We start from the raw sequence: 22794 nt of genomic DNA on the forward strand, positions 1-22794 counted from the left end.
CGTTCAATCCTCCGGCGCGATGGTGACGCGAAGACCGTCCAGTTCGACTGTCAGCGGAACCTGACAGGACAGGCGCGACCGGTCGATACGATGATCGCTGCTGTCGAGCAGGTCGTTCTCGTCAGGGCCGAGCGGCGGCAGACCGGCTGCGCGTCCGTCATCCACATGGGCATGGCAAGCATGTTCTGCGCCGTCGCGGCCGGTCACGAAAATCTGCACCATCGATCAATCCTTGCCAAGACGGGCCGCATGCCAGCGCAGATGGTCCGCCATGAAGGTGGAAATGAAATAATAGCTGTGATCATAGCCGTCGCGCAGGTTCAGCGTCAGGTCGATCCCCGCTGCCGCGCAAACCGCCTTCAGCAGTTCCGGGCGCAATTCCTGTTCCAGGAAATTGTCGGCCGTCCCCTGGTCGACCAGCAGCGCCGGAACCCGGGCGCCGTCCTCGATCAGCGCGACCGCGTCATGCCGGCGCCAGGCGGCCGGGTCGTCGCCCAGATAGCCGGCCAGCGCCTTCTGCCCCCAGGGCACCTGCCCCGGCGCGACGATCGGCGCGAAGGCCGATACCGCCTTGTACCGGTCGGGAAGGGCGAGGCCGACGGTCAGCGCGCCATGGCCGCCCATGCTGTGACCCATGATCGACTGGCGTTCCATGTCCGCGGGGAAATTGGCCGCGACCAGCGCGGGCAGTTCCTGGGTCACATAGGACCACATGCGATAATGGGCGGCGAAGGGGGCCTGCGTCGCGTCGACATAGAAACCGGCGCCCAGACCGAAATCATAGGCCCCGTCCGGATCGTCCGCCACGGCATCGCCGTTGCGGTCCGGGCCGCGCGGGCTGGTGTCGGGCGCGACGAAGATCAGGCCCAGTTCGGCGCAGGCGGCGCGGAACTCGCCCTTTTCGGTGACATTGGCGTGGGTGCAGGTCAGTCCGGAAAGATACCAGACGACCGGCAGTTTCGTCCCCTCCGCATGGGGCGGCACATAGACCGAGAAGGTCATGTCCGTCCCCGTCGAGGCGGAGGCGTGCCGGTACACGCCCTGCACGCCGCCAAAGGCCTTGTTGGCGCTCACCTGTTCCATGATCACCTGCCATCCGATCGCGTGGGAACGGCACCGGAAGTCACCGCCATAAATTTTCTCCCCGCCGGATCAGAACAGCACGACGCTGCGGATGCTCTCCCCCGCATGCATCAGGTCGAAGCCCTTGTTGATCTCCTCCAGCGTCAGGACGTGGGTGATCATGGGATCGATCTCGATCTTGCCGTTCATGTACCAGTCGACGATCTTGGGAACGTCGGTGCGGCCCTTCGCGCCGCCGAAGGCCGTACCCTTCCAGACCCGGCCGGTGACGAGCTGGAACGGGCGGGTGCTGATCTCCTTCCCCGCTTCGGCGACGCCGATGATGATGCTTTCCCCCCAGCCGCGATGACAGCATTCGAGCGCGGTGCGCATCACCTCCGTATTGCCGGTCGCGTCGAAGCTGTAGTCGGCGCCGCCGTCCGTCACCTCCAGAATCCTGGCGACGGTCTCCTCGCGCGACAGGCCCCTGCTGTTGATGAAATGAGTCATGCCGAACTTGCGGCCCCATTCCTCCCGATCCGGGTTGATGTCGATGCCGATGATCTTGTCCGCGCCGACCATCTTCGCGCCCTGGATGACATTGAGGCCGATGCCGCCCAGGCCGAAGACCACGACATTCTCGCCCGCCTGCACCTTGGCCGTGTTGACGACCGCGCCGACGCCGGTGGTGACGCCGCAGCCGACATAGCAGCTCGTCTGGAAGGGCGCATCGTCGCGGATCTTCGCCACAGCGATCTCCGGCAGGACGGTGAAGTTGGAGAAGGTGGAGCAGCCCATATAGTGGAAGATCGGCTGGCCCTTGTAGCTGAAACGGGTCGTGCCGTCCGGCATCAGTCCCTTGCCCTGGGTCGCGCGGATCGCGGTGCACAGGTTCGTCTTGCCCGACAGGCAGCTTTTGCACTGGCGGCATTCGGGTGTGTAGAGCGGGATCACATGGTCGCCGGGCTTCACCGAAGTGACGCCCGCGCCGACCTCCCGCACGATGCCCGCGCCCTCATGGCCCAGGATCGAGGGGAAAATGCCCTCGCTGTCGAAGCCGTCCAGCGTATAGGCGTCGGTGTGGCAGATGCCCGTCGCCATGATCTCCACCAGAACCTCGCCCGCCTTCGGGCCTTCCAGATCGACTTCGACGATCTCCAATGGCTTCTTCGCCTCGAAGGCGACGGCGGCGCGGGTCTTCATCTCTCATTCCTCGTCATGATCATTTGCGAGAAGAGAGGCCATGGCTCCCGCCGCGCCCTCTCTTTCCGCCCTCCCTAGCGCTGTTCCGCAATGGTGATAATATAGTGTTTCGGAAAATCATTATTCCTGAGCTGGTATAATCACATGTCCAACTGGGATGGCATAGACGAGTTCATCAGTGTCGCCACCGCAGGCTCCTTCACGCGCGGGGCAAGGGCGCTGGGTGTCTCCACCACCCATGTCAGCCGGTCCATCATGGCGCTGGAGCAGCGCGTGCAGGCGCAGCTTTTCCACCGGACCACCCGGACCGTCCGGCTGACCGACACCGGCCGGGTGTTCTTCGAACGGTGCGAGCGCATCGCCAAGGACAGGGACGAGGCCATCGCCCTGATCGGAGAGAGAAGCGAGCCGCAGGGAGAGTTGCGCGTCACCTGCTCGACGGCCATGGGGGAGCGCTTCGTGGCGCCGATCATCCGCCGCTTCGCCATGCAGCATCCCAAGCTGGCCGTGTCGATCGAATTGTCCAACCGGGTCATCGATCTGGTGGGCGAGGGATTCGACGTCGGGGTGCGGACGGGGACGGTCAACGACCCTCGCCTGATCGCGACGCGGGTGGCGTCGCGCACGCTCTACACCTGCGCCGCCCCCAGCTATCTGGCTTCCGCGGGCCGCCCCGCCGGCGTCGGTGCGCTGGCCGGGCATGAATGCATCGCGGGCTCCGCAGGCACATGGCATTTCAAGGTCGACGGCCAGGAAATGATCCATCGGCCCAAGGGGCGCTTCAGGTGCAATAGCGGACATGCCGTCATGGAAGCGTGCATTTCGGGGCTCGGCATCTGCCAGCTCCCGGATTTCTACATCCTCCCCTATCTGAAGCACGGCATGGTCGAACTGCTGCTGGAGGATGTCCAGCCGGACGATGAGCCCATATGGGCGGTTTATCCCCAGCGGCGGCATCTGCTGCCAAAGGTGCGGCAGGTCGTCGATTGCCTGCTGCATGAACTGGGGCCGGCGATGAACACCCCCAGAAGGGAAGCCGCGGTCAGGCCAGACCGATACGTTCCTTGAGCCGGTCGCGAGACGAAGCGAGGAAATCCAGCGCCGCGCCTTCATCCGACATCGCCCGCGCCAGCGTCATGGCCCCGACAAGCTCCGCAAGCAGCGAATGGGCGAGCGCCGCGCCATCGGACCGGCCCGCAATCTCCAGCGCCCGCGCAATCCCTTCTCGAAACCGCCTGACCCCCGCTTCGAACCGCAGGCGCGCGTCGGGTGGCATGCGTGCGGCCTCCCCCGAAAGGCCGGGCAAGGGGCAACCACGGTCCACCGCCCGATAGGCGCTTTCCGACAGATAATGGTCGATCAGGCCGGCAAGGTCCGGCCTTTCTCCCAGAAAGCGGTCCAATATCATGGCGCTTTCCTCGAACATGCGGTCGACGGCATGCGCCACCAGATCGTCCCGCGACTCGAAATGAGCATAGAAGCCGCCATGGGTGAGGCCCGCCCGCTGCATCAGCGCCGAGACGCCGATGCCTTGCACGCCCGCCATGCGCATGGCCCCGGCCGCTTCGCCCAGGATACGCGCGCGCGTCTTCGCCTTGTGCGCGCTTTTGTCAGCCATGACCGCTCGTCCTCCTCTTCTTCTGCGCCTTTGCCATGCCCTTCCCTCTGGACAAATGATAATCGTAATATATATGATGGTCGTCATATTCGCAACGGTGTCGGGAAGGGCGATGATGCAGCCCGAGATAATATTGGAATCCGCTGGCACCAGCCCGTGCTGGAGCCTGCCGCCTTTTCGATGCCGCCGCTGATGTGACGGGCCTCACCGGCTCTTTCGACCATCCCCAGGAGTATTGCCATGACACAGGCTGAAAAGAACATTGCCCTTATCACAGGTGCTTCGACCGGTATCGGCGCGGTCTATGCGGACCGCCTGGCCAGACGCGGCTTCGACCTCATTCTCGTCGCGCGGGACCGGCCGCGCCTGGATGCGCTGGCCGAAAGGCTGCGCGGCGAAGCGGGCGTGGACGTGGAGGTCATCGCGGCGGACCTGACCGCCGAGGGCGACCTGCAACGGATCGAGGAGCGTCTGGCCGCAGGCGACGTCACCATGCTCGTCAACAATGCGGGCATGTCGCTGAACGGCGGCATATTGGACAATGACACGCCGCAATTGTCGCGGATCATCGCCCTCAACGTGACGGCGCCGACCCGGCTCGCCTCCGCGGCGGGCAAGGCCTTCGTCGCAGCGGGCCGTGGCGCGATCGTCAACCTGTCCTCCGTGCTCGCCCTCGCGCCCGAGATGTTCGATGGGGTGTATAGCGGAACCAAGGCCTTCATCCTGAACCTCAGCCAGTCGATGGCCACACAATTGCGCGACAAGGGCGTCCGCGTGCAGGCCGTCCTTCCGGGCGCCACGCGAACCGAAATCTGGGCGCGGTCGGGCAAGGATGTCGATGCCTTTCCCGCAGGCTTCGTGATGGAAGCGGGCGATATGGTGGATGCCGCCCTGCTCGGCTTCCACAGGGGGGAGACCGTCACCATTCCGCCGCTGTCCGACGAACAGCAATGGCTGACCTTGCAGGAGGCGCGCCTCGCCATGGGGCCGAATCTGTCCAAGAGCGATGTCGCGCCCCGTTATCGGGACGCCCTTCTTACCGCCTGAACGGGCCGCCGATGAGGGAAGCGGCTTCCCTTTGCTTCAGCCGTCCCGATCCTTGGCCGGCACCAGTATCAGCTCGCGTCCTTCCACCCGCCAGGACGCGAGCTGCGTCAGAAAGTTCATGCCCAATATGTCGACATTTCCCAGCGCCGGGGAAATGATCACCTTGAGGTTGCGGGCTTCCATTCCGCCGACCTTCAGACGCGCGACGGTGCCGGTGCACGCCGCTCGGTCGCCTTCGCCGGGTTCGCGGATAGCCTCAGCACCCGGTACCGCGCCACGACGACCCAGGCCTTTGCCGAGGCGGCCCATCGCTTCGCCCTGTCCGCCGGAGCGCTGGAACCCTTCATCAGCATGGCGCATGTGCAGCTTCGCGTCGGAAAAGGGCAGGAAAGCGGCGGCAGCGCGGCGCTGGCATTGGGCGGGGATTCGATGCGGACCAGCTTCGCGACCGCCGGTCTGCGCGGCGACACCCGGCTGCAATGGGGCGCTTCATCGCTGACCCTGCGCGCATCGGCCGGTTGGCAGCATGCTTTCGGAGATCAGCTTCCGGTGGTGGGAGTCGCTCTGGGCGGCCAGCGTTTCCATGTGACGGGCCTGCCGATCGCCCGCGACACGCTGGTCAGCGAGATCGGGCTGGAAGCGGCGGTGGGATCGAACATGCGGATCAATCTCGGCTACAGCGGCGCGCTCTCGCCGGCCAGTCAGAACCATGCCGCGCGGGCGGGGCTGCTATGGCAATTCTGACGAAGAAAGCCGCGCCGCATGGATAATGGCCGAAGAAGCGACATGAGGGCGGAACGAGTCCCGCGGACGGGCGTCTCCTGAATCACCATGAAGACAGGCGACGATATTTTGGCGCGAGATGCGGCGGTCATGGCCCATGACGCCCGCCGGCAGCCGCCCGGGCCGTGAAGGTCGCGACCTACAATGTGAACGGGGTCAACGGCCGGCTCCCTGTCCTGCTTCGCTGGCTGGCCGAGGCGCGGCCTGACATCGTCTGCCTTCAGGAACTCAAGGCGCCCGACGAGAAGTTTCCGGAAGGGCCGATCCGTGACCTTGGATATGATGCGGTCTGGCATGGCCAGAAAAGCTGGAACGGCGTGGCGATCCTCAGCCGCGTCGGCGAAATCCACGAAACCCGCCGCGGCCTGCCCGGCGATCCCGACGACAGCCACAGCCGCTATATCGAGGCGGCGGTGAACGGCATCCTCATAGGCGGCCTCTATCTTCCCAACGGCAATCCCCGCCCCGGCCCCAAGTTCGACTATAAGCTCCGCTGGTTCGACCGGCTGATCGACCATGCCGCCGGGTTAATCGACCAGCGGCTGCCGGTCGTGCTCGCCGGCGACTTCAACGTCATGCCCACGGACCTCGACGTCTATAAGCCGGAACGCTGGCGCGACGACGCGCTGTTCGCGCCGGAGGTCAGGGCGGCCTATTTCCGCCTGCTCGACCAAGGCTGGACGGATAGCCTCCGCACGCTTCATCCCGATGAAACCATCTATACCTTCTGGGATTATTTCCGGAACGCCCATGCGCGCAATGCGGGGCTCAGGATCGATCACCTGCTGCTCAGCCCGGCCCTTTCGAACCGGCTCGTCGCCGCCGAAGTGGATCGCGACGTGCGCGGCTGGGAAAAGACCAGCGACCATGCGCCGGTCTGGATCGAACTGGCGGATTCGCCGCCGCCGCGCGCCAGGGAGAAGGGATGATGAACGCCTCTGCCATGCTTTCCGGCGGCTGCGCCTGCGGCGCGGTGCGTTATGCGCTTCATTCCCCGCCCTTCGATGCAGGTTATTGCCACTGCCGGCTATGCCAGTTGACGAGCGGCGCGCCGGTCATGGCGTTCGCCACGGTTCCGGTCGGGGACTTTCGCATCGTCGCGGGCGAACGCGCCGTCCGCCGGTCCTCCGACTTTGGCGAGCGCGGTTTTTGCGCCGCGTGCGGAACGCCTCTCACCATGCAGGTCGATCACCAGCCCGACACGATCGACTTCACGATTGCCACGCTTGACGATCCCTCCGCCCTTGCCCCTCAATTCCATATCTGGGATGCCAGCCGCATTGCCTGGTTCGAAATGGCCGATGCCTTGCCGCGCCATGCCGGTTTCCGACCCGATACGGTGGGACTGGACGATGGCGTTTCCGGCAGCGATTCCTCCGCTGGCAGAGGTGCATAGCTGTCGTCGAGCGCAACGAGTTCGGGCGCGCGGTGATGGAGGCGTCGGCAAAGGTTCGATGACCAATTTCATCTTCCGGTCTCTTCCGTCCGCCCTGCCGTATCTTCGCGTCGCTATCTTCCCGATGGTCGATAGAAGCGCGGCGGGAAAGGGGCGGCCGGCGAGCCTTTGGGATCGCGCAGTTCGTTCCGCTCCCCGGCATCCGGGCTGAGCGGAATCTGCATGCCGCCCGTTTCCTCCAGCATCCGGAACAGCTTCGCGCTCATCCGTTCGGCCAGTTGCTCATGCCCCGGCCTGGCCAGCAGATTGTCGCTCTCCTGCGGATCGGCCGCCAGGTCGTACAGTTCGTCCACGTCCCAGATGCCGTGGAAATGGATATATTTATACCGATCCTCGCGCAGGGCATGGACAGTCGGCGTCTGCGGGAAGTTGCGTTCCCAATAATATTCATAAACCAGATCCTTGCGCCACGGGACCGCCCGTCCCTGCGCCAGCGGCAACATGTCCATGCCAGCAAGCCCATCCGGCGCCTCCAGCCCCGCGGCGGCGAGCATGGTGGGCGCAACGTCGAGATTGGCGACGATGTCCTCCACCGTCCGCGGGCCGAAGAGGGAGGGGCAACGCATCAGCATCGGCACGCGCATCGATTCCTCATAGGCGGCGCGCTTGTCGATCAGCCCATGTTCCCCGAACATGAACCCGTTGTCGCCCATATAGAGGATCAGCGTGTCGTCCAGATCGCCCCTTCGTTCCAGCAGGTCCATGATACGCGCCAGTCCTTCGTCGACGGCCAGCAATGTTTCCATATAGCGCTTGTAATAGTCGGCGATGTCGAGCTTGCCGTGATAGGCATAGTCGACGCCGTGCCAACTGTTGCGCTGGTTTTCGACCCACATCGGCCGGCCCGGAACATCTGGCTTCATCGTGTCCGGATAGCGGAACGTCTCCCCGGAATAGCGCCCTGCATGCCGCTCGGCCGGAATGAACTCCGAATGGACGGCCTTGTGCGCCAGATGCATCATCCACGGGCGCTTGCCGTCGCGCTTGCCGATCCAGTCCATCGCATAGTCGGTCAGTTCGTCGGTGATATAGCCCCTTTGCGGCACCTTGCGGCCATTGACGTTCAGGCCATCCTCGCCCGGCAGATAGGTGCCCTGCCCCTTGAAGCTGACCCAATGGTCGAAGCCGGGCTGGGGCTGGTCCGTTTCCTGCCCCATGTGCCATTTGCCGATGAAGGCGGTCTCATAGCCCGCCTGCTGGAGATATTCAGGATAGTAGATGAGGCCGGCCGGTATCGGATGATTATTGTCCACCACCCTGTGCTGATGCGCATAGAGCCCGGTGAAGATCGTGGCGCGACTGGGCGAACACAGGGCGGTGGTGACGAAGGCGTTCCTGAAATGCACCCCCTCCCGCGCCAGCCGGTCCAGCGTCGGCGTCTCCCCGAAGGATTGCGCCTTCATGAAGCCGATCGCGTCGTAGCGATGATCGTCGGTGAGGACGACCAGGATATTCTTCGGCCTGGTCCCTGCGCGGCGGCGCAGCTTCAACCGCTTCTTTTTGGCCGGAACGGCCGCGGCATCCGCCGCCGTCCAACTGTAAAGGCCGAACGCCCCCGCGCTGCCGGCCAGCAACAGGCCGCGCCGGTCCAGCTCGTCCGCCATCACGGCCGTCCCATATGCGAATAGGGATTGGTCTGTCCGGCCAGCCAGGGGTCTTTGGTCGCCGCCCGCATGGCATGCAGACGTTCGGCCAGCATCCGCTTCACCCCGGCATAGGCGGGATCGGCGGCGACGTTCCCCAGCTCATCCGGATCGCGCGTCAGGTCGTAAAGCTCCTCCGCGTCCCGCTTGAGATAGGCTGCCTGCGTCCTCTTCCCCAGGCGGATGGCGGGATCGGCGCTGATCGCCTTCCACGCCGGAGAACCCGCCACGTCTCCGGCGATGGGATAGTCCAGCGGGGAGGCGAGGTTGAGAATATAGCTGTGCGTCCGCGTGCGGATGGCCCGCATGGGATAATATTGGTTGATCTCATGAAAGTCGTGGCTGGCGAACACGGCGTCGCGTTGCGGATCGGCGCGACGGCCCAGCAGCGGCAGCAGCGAACGGCCGGAAAGCGCATAGGCGGTCGGCGCGGCGACGCCGGTCCATTCCAATATGGTCGGCGCGATGTCGACCCAGCTCACCATCGCATCGTTGACCGCGGTCGCGCTTCCCGGGGCGCGGATGATCAGCGGCAGGTGCAGTCCGGCGTCGTAGAGATTGGTCTTCGCGCCGGGAAAGGGCCGCCCATTGTCGCTGAGGAAGATCACCAGCGTATCGTCGGCGCGGCCGGTCGCGGCAAGATCGTCCAGGACCATGCCGACCCCGCTGTCCAGGCGGCTGACGGACTCATAATATTCCGCCAGGTCGGCTCTGACGGCCGGCAGATCGGGCAGATGGGACGGAACGGGCACTTTGCGCGGATCGTAGCGGGCCGGCTTCACGCCCGGCCACGGCCGGTCATTGCCATAATCGACGGCGGCGCGATGCGGATCGCTATAGGCGATGGTGACGAAGAAAGGCCGATCGTCCGTGGAGCGGATGAAGCTGGAGGCCGCAATCGCCAGTTCGCGGACATCGCGGATGCCCGACCGTTCGGGCACAAGTTCCGCCTCATAGGGAAAGGCCGAGTCCGGCCCCACATGCTTCTTGCCCACAAGCGCCGTCGCATAGCCCGCCCGCCGCAGGAGCGAGGGCAGCGTTTCTATTCCCGGCAGCAACGACTGGTGATGGATGTCGTGCTGGAGCCCGTACATGCCGTTCTGGTGCGTGTAGAGCCCGCTATTGATCACCGCCCGGCTGGGACTGCAGGAGGATACGGCGGCAAAGCCCTGGGTGAAGCGCGTCCCCTCCCCCGCCAGCCGATCGATGCGCGGGGTGCGGATCGGCACGCCATAGCAGCCGAGGTCCAGGCCCTGATCGTCGGAAATCAGCAGCAGCACGTTGCGCGCCCTGCCCCGCCGCGTCTGGGACAGGCCGGCCGGGGCGACGGACGCTGCCGCCGCCCCGGCCATTCCCTTCAGAAGGTCGCGCCGGTCCATCAGCGGTCAGAAATTGACCGCGGCGCTGAACCGGAAGGATCGGCCCAGGATCGGGCGCGCCAGGATCGGGCCGGAGCCTTGCCCGCCGATGATGCGCGGATTGCCCTCCGTCAATCCGATCTCGTCGGTCAGGTTGTTGCCCGTGACGGCCAGGCGGATGCGGTCGTTGACGGTAACGGCCACGCCCGCGTCGAGCTGGTAGAAATTCGGCAGCAACTGGTTGTTCTCCGGATCGGAGAAGCGGTCCCCGGTATATTGCAGCGTCGCGAAGACGGAGGGTTTGAGGCTGCCCACCGTCACTTCATAGGCAGGGGTGACGCGCCAGACCCATTTGGGCTGCCGCTGCACGCGGTTGCCGGTGTTGTCGATCGTGCCGCCGCCGCTGAAAAAGCCGCGATAGGTGGCGTCCAGCCAGGTCAGCGCGCCGGAAATGCTGAACCCCTCGAACGGCCGCAGCGCGCCTTCCAGTTCCACGCCCGTCGCCTTCGCGCCGCCATTCGAACTGATCGGCACATTGTTGATCAGCGTCGTGGTGGCAAGACCATCGAACTTGTTGTGGAACACCGTCGCATAGAGATTGGCGAAGGCAGTCGATATTTTCACGCCCGCCTCATAGGTATCCACCTCGGCAACGGCGGCAAGGCCGGTCTTGTCTGCAATATTGGTGGCGGACGCCTCGCGCAGATTGTCGAATTGCGGGAAGCTGTTGCCCCGGCTGTACCGGGCGAACACACCGATCTCCCGGCTGAAATCGTAATTCGCGCCGACGGTCCACGACCAGGCCGAGTCCCGGTAACGGATTGAGCGCGGCGGCCCCAGCCGAGTAATCGCATTGTCGTACAATGTGTTGGGATTGCCGTCCAGATTGAACGAACCGCCATCGGCCGATGTGCTGAGCGTCGCATCGACCACATGGCGCTGCCACCGCACGCCGCCATCCACGCGCAGTTCGGGCGTGATCTGCAATTCATCCACCGCGTAGAAGGCATAGTCCTTGCCCTCATAATTGCCGCGCACCTGGAAGGCGGGCCCGCTGGAGAAACCGTTGAGCGTCGCTGCCTGCAACACCCCGGCTCCACTGGTCAGCGTCATGTCGAGCCGCCGCGCATTGGGTTCCGCCTGCAACAGCACCTGATTGCCCAGCACCCATTGGTCGCGGGTGGTGTAGTCCGCGAAATAATAGCCGCCGGTCAGCTTGTTGTTGCCCGATGCCCATTCCAGCGCGCTGTCCGCGACGAAGGAGGAGATCTTCTTGCGCACTTCCCAGATGCCGGCGCGCAGCACCTGCGTATTGGCTCCCGTCGGAACCACGCCACCGCCATTGGCATAGGTGAGCGAGGCCAGCGTCGCGCCCGTTCCGCCCAGCGTCTGCGCCATGGCGGAAGCGGCCACCGGCGCCGCCACCGGCACCAGCCCCACCGTGTCGGCGCGCCCGCCCAGGAAGCTCATGCGCTCGCGGAAACGCAGCCCGTCGACCAGTTCGTAGTCGAAGGTGATGCCGGTGTTGATCACCTTGGCCCCGCGTCCGTCGGCCAGATCGACGGCGCGCCCGACCAGATTGGCGACGCGGCGCGTATCCGGACCGTTCAGCGTGTCCGTCCCCGCATCGAAGCCGGGATAGGCGCTGATCTTGCCGCCGTTCGAGACGACGGGGATCGGCAGCAGCCACTGGCCGTGATCGTTGAGATAGCGGGCATATACCTCCACGGAACCGCGGCCGCCAAAGTCATGATGGATGTTCGCGGTGATCTGGCCGCCCTTTTCCGCCCGATAGCGCGGATCGCGAATGCCGTTGCCCTGCGCGTAGAAGCCGCCGACCATGAAACCCGTGTCGGGACCGAGCGGGCCGGAGACCCAGGCGTCGCCGCGAATCTCGTCATAATCGGTATAGGAAATCTTGGCGGAACCCTTGAAATCCGCCCCGCCGATCCGCGGCACGACGTTTACGGTCAGGCCCGGCTGACCGCTGGAGAAGAGGGAGCCGGTGCCGCCGCGCACCGCTTCGACGCGCTGCACCGTCTCGTCCAGCCGGATGAGTTGCGAGTTTTCCAGGAAGGACAATGTCGGCGGCGGAAAGATCGGCACGCCGGCAAGCTGGAAGGTCACGAACTGCGCGTCGCCACCCGACGGATAGCCGCGCACGAAGATATTGGCGCCGTTCTGGCCACCGGAGCTTTCCGCCATGACGCCCGGCACGGTGCGCAGCAGGTCGGCGGTGCTGTTGGGCGCCGCCCGCGTGATCGCTTCGCTATTGAGCGAGGTGACGGCGAAGGACGCATCCTGCCGCCGCGTGCCCGCGCCGGCGGTGCCGACGACCACGATCTCGACGTCGCTGGCTTCTTCCGGCGGAGCGGCGCTGCTGCCTGCAACCTGGGCCAGGGCGGGAAAGGCGGTGAAAAAGGCGCTGACGGTAACACCCGCCATCAGGCGGCGTTGAAGGCTTTTCGGCATGACTTCCTCCCTCATCCGAAGTCGGCGCGATCGATGCCCCGCCGATCTGCCGCTGACATACTGCATCTGTTTTCGATGACGGAATGGAAAGTGCATCCACAGCCGCTATGCTCTTCTTTTTTCCGCGCAATCGTTGCATTAATGTCTCAATGGAGAGAGGTTTTCCTTTGATCCCTCCGGTGAAGAGAGCGAGAAGAAGCCGGTCCGCGCGGCACGGGGGCGCATCATAATAAAGTCTTCGGTCAAGGAGAGAGGAACCATGCACGTCCGATCGGCCATGAAGTCGTCGCCCTGGCGGCGTATCGTCATGCTGGCTGCAATATTGACGCTGCCGGCGTCGATTTCGGCCCAAACCTCCCCGGCGGAGATTTATGGCGACCTGTTTCGGGCCGTGCAGACGCAGCGGCTGTTCCCCGACGGCAAGACCTTCGTCGACGCAGTGCCCCGGCGCGCGCCGGAAGCGATCATGGCCGATTTCCGAAGCAGCAGGCCGCAGGACAAGGAAGCGCTGCGCAGTTTCGTCCTCGCCAATTTCGCCGTGCCGGGCGTCAATGACCGTAACGCCGGCACCCTGCGCCGGCACATCCGGACGCTCTGGCCCACGCTGGTGCGCGAGCCCGAAGCGGTTGCGCCGGGCAGTTCCGCCCTGCCGATGGAGGCGCCCTATGTCGTGCCGGGCGGCCGCTTCCGCGAAATCTATTATTGGGACAGCTATTTCACTATGCTCGGCCTGGCCGTCGACGGGCAGCAGCCGCTGATCGAATCCATGCTGACGGATTTCACGGCGGCCATCGAGCGCTATGGCCATATTCCCAACGGCATGCGCAGCTATTATCTGGGCCGGTCGCAGCCGCCCTTTTTCGCGCTGATGCTGGGCCTGTCGAAACAGGGCGATCATGCGGTCGACGCCCGACGGCTTGCCGCGTTGCGCCGCGAATATGATTATTGGATGACGGGCGCCAGCTGTGTCGACGCCGGCGGCGCATGCGCGCGGGTCGTCAAAATGCCGGACGGCACGCTGCTCAACCGCTATTGGGACGATGTTCCGCAGCCCCGCGACGAATCCTATGCCGAAGATGTGGCGACGGCGGCAGAGGATCGGACGCGCCCCGCCCAGGCGCTCTACCGCCATCTGCGCGCCGGGGCGGAAAGCGGATGGGACTTCAGCAGCCGCTGGCTGGCGGACCCGCGCCGGCTTTCATCGATCCGCACTGCCGACATCGTGCCCGTCGACCTCAACAGCCTGATGCTGATCGTGGAGGAGACCATCGCCCGCCGTTGCGGCGAAGCGCGGGACGGCGCCTGCGCCGATCGCTTCACCCGTCTGGCAAGGCAGAGGCGCGGAGCGCTGGACCGCTATTTCTGGGTAGCGCGCGAGGGCCGCTACGCCGATTGGGACCGCACTGCCCGCAAGCCGACGCCGGTTCTGTCGGCCGCCACGCTCTACCCGCTGTTCGCCGGCGCCGCTTCGCCCGCCCAGGCGAAGGCGGTCGGCGCGACCGTGCGGAGCCGGTTGCTGGCGGCCGGTGGGCTGCGCACAACGACGCTGCGCACCGGCCAGCAATGGGATACGCCCAATGGCTGGGCGCCGCTGCAATGGATCGCGATTGCGGGACTTGAGCGGTCGGGCGAAGCCGCGCTGGCGCGCGAAATCGCCAGGCGCTGGCTGGGCACGGTGACGGCCGCCTATGTCGAGACCGGCCGGATGCTGGAAAAATATGATGTGGAGGAACGCAAGCCCGGCGGCGGCGGCGAATATCCGACACAGGACGGCTTCGGTTGGACCAATGGCGTGACCAGCGCGATCATGGAGAAATATCCCGAACTTACGCCGGAATGAAGCGCACTGGCGCTGGGCGGGGCTGACGTCCGGGCTGAAATTTTACTGATCCAGATCAGACCGCGCATCCTATTCGCGTCCCGCGCATTTGACCGAGGCAGCCATCAGGGCCGCCGAGGGAGGCTCCATGCCGGACGATACCGAAGACAGAATTCGAGAGCGCGCCTATGCCATATGGGAGGCGCAGGGCCACCCCGAAGGATTGGCCGAGGATCATTGGCGGCAGGCCGAGGCGGAGATCGGCGGACTTCCGGAGGACAGCACCCTCCCCAATCCGCTGGCGACCGGTGCCGCCGCCGAGCTGCTCTCCAGGCCCGCCTCCCGAACGAAATCGGCCTGATCCGTCCATTCCAGCATAGCCGGAGCCCGCTTGAGCCAATATCCCGACCGCCTTGAGGGCGGATCACCCTACCCCCTGGGCGCCACCTTCGACGGGTTGGGCGTCAATTTCGCCATTTTCTCCGCCAATGCAGACCGGGTCGACCTTTGCCTGTTCGATCCGAAAGGCCGCAAGGAAATCGCCCGCCTGACCCTGCCGGAATGCACGGATGAGGTCTGGCACGGCTATTTGCCCGATGCGCGGCCCGGCCTGCTCTATGGCTATCGCGTGCACGGGCCCTATGCGCCGGAACAGGGGCATCGCTTCAACCCGAACAAGCTGCTGCTCGACCCCTATGCCCGGCGCCTGTCGGGCAGCCTGCGATGGAACGATGTGCTGCACGGCTATCCGGTACGGGGGCGACGCGCGGATCTGGGCTTCGACCGGCGGGACAGCGCGGCGGCCATGCCCAAGGCGGTGGTGACTCATGACAGTTTCGACTGGTCCCGCGACGTGCGGCCCAACGTGCCCTGGTCGGAAACCGTCATCTACGAAGCCCATGCGAAGGGACTGACCAAATTGCTGGAGGCCGCGCCGCCGCAGGAACGGGGCACCTTCGCCGCGCTCGCCCACCCCAGGGTCATCGACCATATGAAGCGGCTGGGCGTCACGACGCTGGAGCTGATGCCGATCCACGCCTTCGTGCAGGACCGCTTCCTTCAGGAAAAGGGGCTGCGCAACTATTGGGGCTATAACACGCTCAGCTTCTTCGCGCCGGAGCCCAGCTATTTCGCCGGGGATACGCATGATGAACTGCGTGTCGCCGTGCGCCGGCTGCATGCCGCGGGGATCGAGGTCATTCTCGACGTCGTCTATAATCATAGCTGCGAAGGGAGCGAACTGGGGCCGACCCTGTCCTGGCGCGGTATCGACAATGCGACCTATTACAGGCTGGTGCCGGGCGAGCCGCGCTATTGCCTGAACGACACCGGCACCGGCAACACCTTCAAGCTGACCCATGCCCGCGTGATCCAGATGGTGGCGGATTCGCTGCGTTACTGGGCGACCAGCTTCGGCGTCGACGGTTTCCGCTTCGACCTGGGGCTGACGCTGGGGCGCACCGACCATGGGTTCGATCCCAATGCCGGGCTGTTCGACGTGCTGCGGCAGGACCCGATATTGGGCCGGCTGAAGCTGATCGCGGAACCGTGGGACGTCGGCATGGGCGGATACCAGCTCGGCAATTTCCCGCCGGGCTTTGCCGAATGGAACGACCGCTTCCGCGACACCACCCGCCGCTTCTGGCGCGGCGATCCGGGGCAGCGCGCCGATCTCGCGGCGCGGCTTTCCGGGTCCGGCGACCTGTTCGACCGCCGCGCCCGCCGGCCCTGGGCCAGCGTCAATTTCCTCACCAGCCATGACGGCTACACGCTGGCCGACCTCATTTCCTATGAGGAGCGGCATAATGAGGCCAATGGAGAGGATAATCGCGACGGGCATGACAATAATCTCTCGCGCAACTGGGGCGCGGAGGGACCGACGGACGATCCCGCGATCAACGACACGCGCAACCGGGTGCGGCGGGCCATGCTGACGACGCTGCTCGCCTCGCTCGGCACGCCGATGCTGGTGGCGGGGGACGAGTTCGGGCGGACCCAGGGCGGCAACAACAATGCCTATTGCCAGGATAATGAGATAAGCTGGCTCGACTGGTCGATGATGGAGGGTGAGGCCGGCCAGGCCTTGTTCGACTTCACCGCCCGGCTGATCGCCCTGCGCAGGAGCCATCCCGTGCTGCGCGCATCGACCTTCCTCTACGGCCAGGACGGCCCGGGCTCCGGTGTGGGCGACATCGAATGGTGGGACGAGCGCGGGAACCCGCTGAGCGAGGAGGACTGGAACAATCCGGAGGGGCGCGCGCTGGCGATGCGCCGCGCGCACCGATTGGAGGACGGGCGGGTAGAGGCCCTTTCGTTGCTGTTGAACGCCAGCGATGCGCCCATCGACTTCCACCTGTCGGCGCCCTCCGCTTCGCATGAAGTGCTGATCGACAGCGCCCAGCCCGAGCGGGAGCCGTTCGAGATCGCCGGCGATTATGGCGTGCAGGCCCATTCGGCCGTGCTGGTGCGCTGGGTGGGCGAGAAGCCGGACGCATGACGCTCTGGGGCCCTGTCGAACTGGAAGAAGGCCGCTGGCGCTTCCGCCTCTGGTCACCGGACCGGGATGCGGTGACGCTGGAGATCGAAGACGCGGCGCCGATCGCCATGGCCGCGCAGGCGGACGGATGGTTCCTTGCCGAAGCGCCCGCCGGGCCCGGAACGCGCTACCGCTTCCGCCTCGATCCGGAACGGGCGGTGCCCGACCCCGCCTCCCGACGGCAATCCGGCGGAGTCCATGGGTGGAGCGTCATCACGGCGCTCGACCCGCCGGCCGAAAACTGGCGCGGCCGTCCCTGGACCGAAACAGTCATCTATGAAATCCATGCCGGTCTTGCAGGGGGCTTCGCTGGAGTCCGGGCCCGGTTGCCGGAACTTGCGGAACTGGGCGTGACGGCGATCGAACTGATGCCGGTCAATGCCTTCAGCGGGGCACGGAACTGGGGTTATGACGGTGTCCTGCCCTTCGCCCCGGCCGAAGCCTATGGCTCGCCGGAAGACCTGCGCGCGCTGGTCGATGCCGCCCATGGCCATGGCCTCATGATCTTCATGGACGTGGTCTATAATCATTTCGGGCCGGACGGAAATTATCTCGGCGCCTATGCCTCGCCCTTCTTCCATGCGGAGCGGCATACGCCGTGGGGTGGCGCGGTCGCCGTGGACCGTCCTCCGGTCGCCGCCTTCTTCCGCGAAAACGCGCTGATGTGGCTCAACGACTATGGCTTCGACGGTCTGCGCTTCGATGCCGTCCATGCCATAGGCGACGACCGGTTCCTCGACTGGCTGGCGGGTGAAATCCGCGGCGGCATCGGCCCCGAACGCCATGTCCACCTGATGCTGGAAAATGAACGCAACGATCCCGACCGGCTTATGCCCGGCCGCTATGACGCGCAATGGAACGACGATTTCCACAATGTCCTGCATGTGCTGCTGACCGGCGAGCGGGACGCCTATTATGCCGACTTCGCCCGGCAGCCTGCGGAAAAGCTCGCCCGCTGCCTCGAACAGGGCTTCATCTATCAGGGCGAAGCCTCGCCGCACCAGCAGGGCAGGACGCGGGGCGCACCCAGCGGGCATCTGCCGCCGACGGCCTTCATCGCCTTCCTCCAGAATCACGATCAGGTCGGCAATCGGGCGATGGGCGAGCGGATCATCGACCTGACCGATCCGGCGCGGCTCAGGGCGGCGACGGCGCTGTTGCTGCTGATGCCGCAAATCCCGATGCTGTTCATGGGGGAGGAGGTGGGGGCGCGCAGCCCGTTCCTCTTCTTCACCGATTTCCATGACGAACTGGCCGATGCCGTGCGCGAGGGGCGGCGGCGTGAATTCGCCGGTTTTGCTAGCTTTTCCAGCGCGGAAGCCCGCGCGCGCATTCCCGACCCCAATGCCATTGAGACTTTCGGGCAATCCCGCATCGCCGCGGGCGAGGACGCGGAGGAATGGCGCACCCTCTACTGCAATCTGCTTGCCCTGCGCCACGCCTATGTCGTGCCCGGTCTGGAAGGATGCCGCGCAATCGGCGCCCGGGCGCTGTCCCCGAACTGCGTCAGCGCCCGGTGGCGGCTGGGAACAGGCCGCCATCTTTCCATTCTGCTCAATCTGGGCGACGCACCCGTCGATCCGATCCTGGCCGATCCACCCCTGTTCGCCACCAATTCCCCCGGCGCCCCTGCCAGCTTCGCCGCCTGGATCGAGGAGCCATGAGCGACCTTCATCGCCTTGCCGCCGAAGCCGGGCTGATGCGATGCTGGACCGATGCCGATGGCGCGGGGCAGGAGGTCAGCGACGGCAGCCTGCGCGCCATATTGACGGCGCTGGACCTGCCGGCTGGGACGCCGGAGGAGATCGCCAGAAGCAGGGCCTCGCTCCGCCACCGGCTGGATCGCCTGCCGGCCATGATCACGGCGGACCGGAACAAGCCCATCCCCCTGCCCGACCGGCTGCACAACGCGCAATTGCTGGACGAAGCAGGCCATGCCGTCGACATCGGCATGGACAGCCTGCGTCGATCCGGCTTGGCGGAACCGGGCTATTACCGCCTGGAATCCGCACAGGGCAGCATCCGCATCGCCATCGCGCCGGATTGCTGCCCGCCGATAGGCCGCCGTTGCTGGGGTGTCGCCATCCAGATCCCGTCCCTTCGCGGCTCCGGCGATTTCGGGGATTTCGGCACGCTGTGCGAGGCGGTGCGGCTGCTGGGCGCGAAGGGCGCCGATGCCGTGGCGATCAGCCCGGTCCATGCGCTGGACGACCCTGCCCGCTTCGCGCCCTATTCCCCTTCCAGCCGCCTTGCCCTCAACATCCTTTTCGGGGAAGCCGAGCCCATAGCCGCAGCGGATGGATCGGACCTGATCGACTGGAGCAAGGCCGGCCCGGCCAAATTGGCGGCGCTCCGCCAGACTGTCGGCGGTGACGACGCCGGCTTGTTGCAATCCCATGCCCGGCGTGGATTGGATGCCGTCCAGCAGGCGGCGCGGGAGGCGGGCATGGCCATCGGCCTCATCGCCGATCTTGCCGTCGGCGTCGATCCCGGCGGCAGCGACGCCCGATCCGATCCCGCCGCCTTTCTTCAGGGATTGCGGATCGGCGCGCCGCCCGACCCGCTCGGCCCCCGGGGGCAGGATTGGGGGCTGACGGGCTATAGCCCGCTGGAGCTGGTCGAACGGGGTTTCGAACCCTTCATCGCCATGTTGCGCGCCAATATGCCCGCGGGCGGCGGCATCCGCATCGACCACGGCTTTGGCCTGCAACGGCTCTGGGTCGTGCCGGAGGGACGGGCGGCGAGCGAAGGCGCCTATCTCCGCTATCCGTTCGACGATCTGCTGCGGCTGGTGAAGCTGGAGGCGTGGCGCGCCCGCGCCATCGTGATCGCGGAAGATCTGGGCACCCGGCCTGCGGGCTTCAGCGCCGCGCTGGAGGCGGCGGGCATCCATGGCATGGCGGTGCTGCCCTTCTCGCGCGATGAGGCTGGCGAATTCCTGCCCGCCGCCGCCTATCCGGCGCGATCGGTGGCGATGAGCGGGACGCATGACACGCCGACGCTGGCGGGCTGGTGGACCGGACGCGATCTTGAGTGGAGCCGCCTGCTGGATCGCGGCGGGGAAAGCGGGGCGGAGCGGGACCAGAACCGCAAGGCGCTGTGGCGCGCCATCGGTGAAGCAACGCCCATGCCCGCGAAGGACGATCCGGACATGGTGATCGACCGGGCGCTCGCCTTTCTGGCCGGGACGCCTTCGTCCCTGCTTCTTGTCCCGATGGAGGATATGGTCGGCATGATCGAACAGCCCAATCTGCCGGGCACCGTCGACACGCATCCCAATTGGCGGCGGCGCCTGCCCGACAGGATGGAAAAGCTGCTCGACCGGCCGGATGTGTCCCGCCGCATCGACCGGCTGAACCGGGAGCGGGGCGCATGATCCCGCGCGCCACCTACCGCCTGCAACTGACCCGCGACTTCCCCTTCGCGGCGGCGGAGGACATCGTTCCCTATCTGGCGGCGCTGGGGGTGAGCCATGTCTATGCATCCCCGATCACGATGGCGCGCAGCGGATCGACCCATGGCTATGACGTGATCGATCCGACCCGCATCAATCCCGAACTGGGGGGCGAAAGCGGCTTCCGCAGCCTCGTCGCCGCGCTTCGCGCGCGGGGCATGGGCATCATCATCGACATCGTGCCCAATCACATGGGCGTGGCCGGCGGCGAAAACCCTTATTGGAACGACGTTCTTCGCCTTGGGCCGGATAGCCCCTATGCCGGCTGGTTCGACATCGACTGGCAGAGCGGTCCGCTGGTGCTGCCGCTGCTGGGCGCGACCCTGACCCAAGCGATCGAGAACGGCGACATCAGGCTTTCAGCCGGAAACGATCCGCACCTGCTGCTCTATGGCGACCAACGGCTGCCGCTAAAGCCCGGATCGCTGGAACAGGAACCTGACGAGCTGCGCCGCCTGCTGGACATGCAGCATTACCGGCTGGTCCACTGGCGCGCCGCCAATGACCTGCTGAACTGGCGGCGCTTTTTCTCGATCAACGATCTGGCGGGCCTGCGGATCGAGGACGCCGCCATATTCCATGCCACGCACCGGCTATATTTCGACCTGTTCGGGGAGGGGCTGATCGACGGCGTGCGGGTCGACCATGTCGATGGCCTGTCCGACCCCGCCACCTATTGCCGGTCCCTGCGCGCCGCATTCGATGCGATCCGTTCCGGACCGGATCGCGCCTATATCGTGGTGGAGAAGATCCTGGCCGCGCACGAGCCGCTTTCGCCCGATTGGGGAGTCGACGGCACCAGCGGCTATGATTTCATGAGCGACATGACGGCGCTTCTCCACGATCCGTCCGGTGAAGCGCCGCTCCGGGCATTGTGGCAGAACCTCGATCCCGATCATGGCGATCCGGCCAGGGTGGTGCTGGAGGCGCGCCGCGACATGCTGTCCTGGCAGTTCGAAGGCCAGCTTGCCGCCTGCGCCGCTGCGTTCGCTGCCCTTGCCGGTTCGGCGCGGACCGCCGACGCCGCACTGGAAGCCGTCACCCCCGCAATGATCCGCAGGGCGATCGAACGGCTGCTCTGGGTCTTTCCCGTCTATCGCACCTATGGCGACGGCCGCGCTGCGCCGATGAGCGACGCGACGGTCCGTGAACGGGCCTGGAACGCCGTTCAGCCGCACCTCCCACCCGGCGAGGCAGAGGTGGCAAGGCATATCCTTGACTGGTTGGGAGGCACTGGTCCGGGCGATGCCGATTGTGCTGCGGAGGCCGTGCGGCGCTTCCAGCAGCTTTCCGCACCCATCGCCGCCAAGGGCGTGGAGGACACCGCCTTCTACCGCTACGCCCCGCTGCTATCCGCCAATGACGTGGGCGCCGATCCGGAACGGTTCGCTCTTTCTCCGGAGGAATTTCACCGAAGGGTGCAGGCCCGTGCAGAGGTCTTTCCCCATGCCATGCTCGCGACGGCGACCCACGACCATAAGCGCGGGGAGGATGTTCGTGCCCGGCTTGCGGTGCTGAGCGCCGTCCCGCGACTGTGGGAGGAGGCGATCGGCCGATGGTCGCGCATGGCGGACGAATGCGGCGCGGACGTTCATCCCGCTGATCGTTACCAACTCTTTCAGACGCTTTTCGGCGCATGGCCGGCATCGGCCGATCAGGCTTTGCCGGAGGATTTTCCCGGCCGTATTTCCGGCTGGCTTGAAAAGTCCCTCCGCGAAGCGCGGCTGCGATCGAGCTGGGAACAACCCGAAGCGGGCTATGAGGCGGACGCCCGTAAGCTGCTGCATCACCTTCTGGCAAAACCGGAATTCACGCAGGACATGGGGGCCTTCGTGGCGCGGCTCCTCCCCGCGGCGCGCGCCGACAGCCTGGTCCAGACCGCCCTCAAATTCACCCTGCCCGGCGTGCCCGACATCTATCAGGGTAGCGAACTGGAAGACCTGAGCCTCGTCGATCCCGACAACCGGCGGCCCGTCGACTATGCACGCCGGCTCCGCCTGTTGGACGAGGGCGATGTGGCAGAGGGGGAGAAGATGGCCCTCATCCAGCGCCTGCTCCGCTACCGGAAGGATCATCCCGACCTGTTCGCGCGGGGCAGCTATCGTCCGCTTTGCCCGGCTGGCCCCAGGGCGGCGCATATGTTCGCATTCGAACGCCGTCATGCGGGCGTGCGCCTTTGCTGCGCCGTCATGATCCGCTGCGGACGGATTTTGACCGAACAGGGCACCCTGCCCCCGGCCCAATGGTGGAGCAACAGCCGGTTGGAGGGTGAGGTCGATCCGCTGGCAGCCGAAATGTTCGCCAGCACCCCCTATTTCATTAACCTGAGTGAATAAGGAGAAA

The 22794-nt window shown here is 65.7% G+C and carries 18 protein-coding genes; 11 read left to right on the forward strand and 7 right to left on the reverse strand.

Translation table 11 applies throughout. The annotated features are described in order from the left end of the window. Positions 1-3 precede the first annotated feature (3 nt). From A0J57_RS03305 to A0J57_RS03315, 3 genes are all read right to left on the reverse strand, one after another. Complete coding sequence (locus A0J57_RS03305) at positions 4-222, reverse strand: hypothetical protein (RefSeq protein WP_076605711.1); 219 nt, start codon at positions 220-222, stop codon at positions 4-6. A gap of 3 nt (positions 223-225) precedes the next feature. After that, the gene (gene fghA / locus A0J57_RS03310; RefSeq protein ID WP_061936686.1) at positions 226-1083 is read right to left on the reverse strand and encodes an S-formylglutathione hydrolase; all 858 of its coding nucleotides are present in this window, start codon (positions 1081-1083) and stop codon (positions 226-228) included. A gap of 69 nt (positions 1084-1152) precedes the next feature. Continuing rightward, positions 1153-2265: an S-(hydroxymethyl)glutathione dehydrogenase/class III alcohol dehydrogenase gene (locus A0J57_RS03315; protein WP_048576202.1), complete on the reverse strand. Its 1113-nt coding sequence runs from the start codon at positions 2263-2265 to the stop codon at positions 1153-1155. A 144-nt stretch (positions 2266-2409) separates the two neighbouring features. On the opposite strand from A0J57_RS03315, the gene A0J57_RS03320 reads away from it, so the two are divergent. Next, positions 2410-3333 (forward strand): LysR family transcriptional regulator, encoded by a 924-nt coding sequence (locus A0J57_RS03320; RefSeq protein ID WP_061936689.1) that lies wholly within the window; start codon positions 2410-2412, stop codon positions 3331-3333. Here A0J57_RS03320 and A0J57_RS03325 read toward each other — a convergent pair. After that, positions 3308-3883 (reverse strand): TetR/AcrR family transcriptional regulator, encoded by a 576-nt coding sequence (locus A0J57_RS03325; protein ID WP_061936692.1) that lies wholly within the window; start codon positions 3881-3883, stop codon positions 3308-3310. The two genes, A0J57_RS03320 and A0J57_RS03325, sit on opposite strands and share 26 nt — an antisense overlap. A 240-nt stretch (positions 3884-4123) precedes the next feature. On the opposite strand from A0J57_RS03325, the gene A0J57_RS03330 reads away from it, so the two are divergent. The 4 genes from A0J57_RS03330 to A0J57_RS03350 all read left to right on the forward strand — a co-directional run bounded on the left by A0J57_RS03330 (position 4124) and on the right by A0J57_RS03350 (position 7109). Next, positions 4124-4930: an SDR family oxidoreductase gene (locus A0J57_RS03330; RefSeq protein WP_061936695.1), complete on the forward strand. Its 807-nt coding sequence runs from the start codon at positions 4124-4126 to the stop codon at positions 4928-4930. A gap of 135 nt (positions 4931-5065) precedes the next feature. After that, positions 5066-5674 (forward strand): autotransporter outer membrane beta-barrel domain-containing protein, encoded by a 609-nt coding sequence (locus tag A0J57_RS25165; RefSeq protein WP_235600783.1) that lies wholly within the window; start codon positions 5066-5068, stop codon positions 5672-5674. A gap of 164 nt (positions 5675-5838) precedes the next feature. Beyond that, on the forward strand, positions 5839-6642 hold the full coding sequence (gene xth / locus A0J57_RS03345) for an exodeoxyribonuclease III (protein ID WP_048576207.1): 804 nt from the start codon (positions 5839-5841) through the stop codon (positions 6640-6642). After that, on the forward strand, positions 6639-7109 hold the full coding sequence (locus tag A0J57_RS03350; protein ID WP_201030919.1) for a GFA family protein: 471 nt from the start codon (positions 6639-6641) through the stop codon (positions 7107-7109). The genes xth and A0J57_RS03350 overlap by 4 nt, the downstream gene beginning before the upstream one ends. A 113-nt stretch (positions 7110-7222) precedes the next feature. Here A0J57_RS03350 and A0J57_RS03355 read toward each other — a convergent pair whose 3' ends face one another. From A0J57_RS03355 to A0J57_RS03365, 3 genes are read right to left on the reverse strand one after another with little or no spacing between them, the layout of a single operon-like run. Then, positions 7223-8773, reverse strand: a complete 1551-nt coding sequence (locus tag A0J57_RS03355) for a sulfatase (RefSeq protein WP_082718679.1) — start codon at positions 8771-8773, stop codon at positions 7223-7225. Continuing rightward, positions 8773-10191 (reverse strand): sulfatase-like hydrolase/transferase, encoded by a 1419-nt coding sequence (locus A0J57_RS03360; RefSeq protein ID WP_061936704.1) that lies wholly within the window; start codon positions 10189-10191, stop codon positions 8773-8775. The genes A0J57_RS03355 and A0J57_RS03360 overlap by 1 nt, the downstream gene beginning before the upstream one ends. A gap of 6 nt (positions 10192-10197) precedes the next feature. Next, a complete protein-coding gene (locus A0J57_RS03365; protein WP_064232582.1) occupies positions 10198-12642 on the reverse strand; it encodes a TonB-dependent receptor in 2445 nt (814 codons plus the stop codon). Between the two features lie 259 nt (positions 12643-12901). Between A0J57_RS03365 and treF the strand changes: the two genes are divergently transcribed. The 6 genes from treF to treY all read left to right on the forward strand — a co-directional run bounded on the left by treF (position 12902) and on the right by treY (position 22787). After that, positions 12902-14482, forward strand: coding sequence for an alpha,alpha-trehalase TreF (gene treF / locus A0J57_RS03370; protein WP_076605712.1), 1581 nt, complete (start codon positions 12902-12904; stop codon positions 14480-14482). Between the two features lie 127 nt (positions 14483-14609). Next, positions 14610-14822 carry a DUF2934 domain-containing protein gene (locus A0J57_RS03375; RefSeq protein ID WP_025550207.1) on the forward strand — a complete coding sequence of 71 codons (213 nt, stop codon included), beginning with the start codon at positions 14610-14612 and terminating at the stop codon, positions 14820-14822. Positions 14823-14852: 30 nt separating this feature from the next. Continuing rightward, entirely contained in the window at positions 14853-16958 is a 2106-nt protein-coding gene (glgX, locus tag A0J57_RS03380; RefSeq protein WP_061936706.1) for a glycogen debranching protein GlgX, read from the forward strand. Further along, positions 16955-18661: a malto-oligosyltrehalose trehalohydrolase gene (treZ, locus tag A0J57_RS03385; protein WP_061936709.1), complete on the forward strand. Its 1707-nt coding sequence runs from the start codon at positions 16955-16957 to the stop codon at positions 18659-18661. Before glgX ends, treZ begins: the two co-directional genes overlap by 4 nt. Continuing rightward, complete coding sequence (gene malQ, locus A0J57_RS03390; RefSeq protein ID WP_061936712.1) at positions 18658-20373, forward strand: 4-alpha-glucanotransferase; 1716 nt, start codon at positions 18658-18660, stop codon at positions 20371-20373. Before treZ ends, malQ begins: the two co-directional genes overlap by 4 nt. After that, the gene (gene treY / locus A0J57_RS03395) at positions 20370-22787 is read left to right on the forward strand and encodes a malto-oligosyltrehalose synthase (RefSeq protein ID WP_061936715.1); all 2418 of its coding nucleotides are present in this window, start codon (positions 20370-20372) and stop codon (positions 22785-22787) included. The genes malQ and treY overlap by 4 nt, the downstream gene beginning before the upstream one ends. Positions 22788-22794: the final 7 nt, after the last annotated feature.

It is taken from the genome of Sphingobium sp. 22B (assembly GCF_001580035.1).
Taxonomy (GTDB): Bacteria; Pseudomonadota; Alphaproteobacteria; order Sphingomonadales; family Sphingomonadaceae; genus Sphingobium; species Sphingobium fuliginis.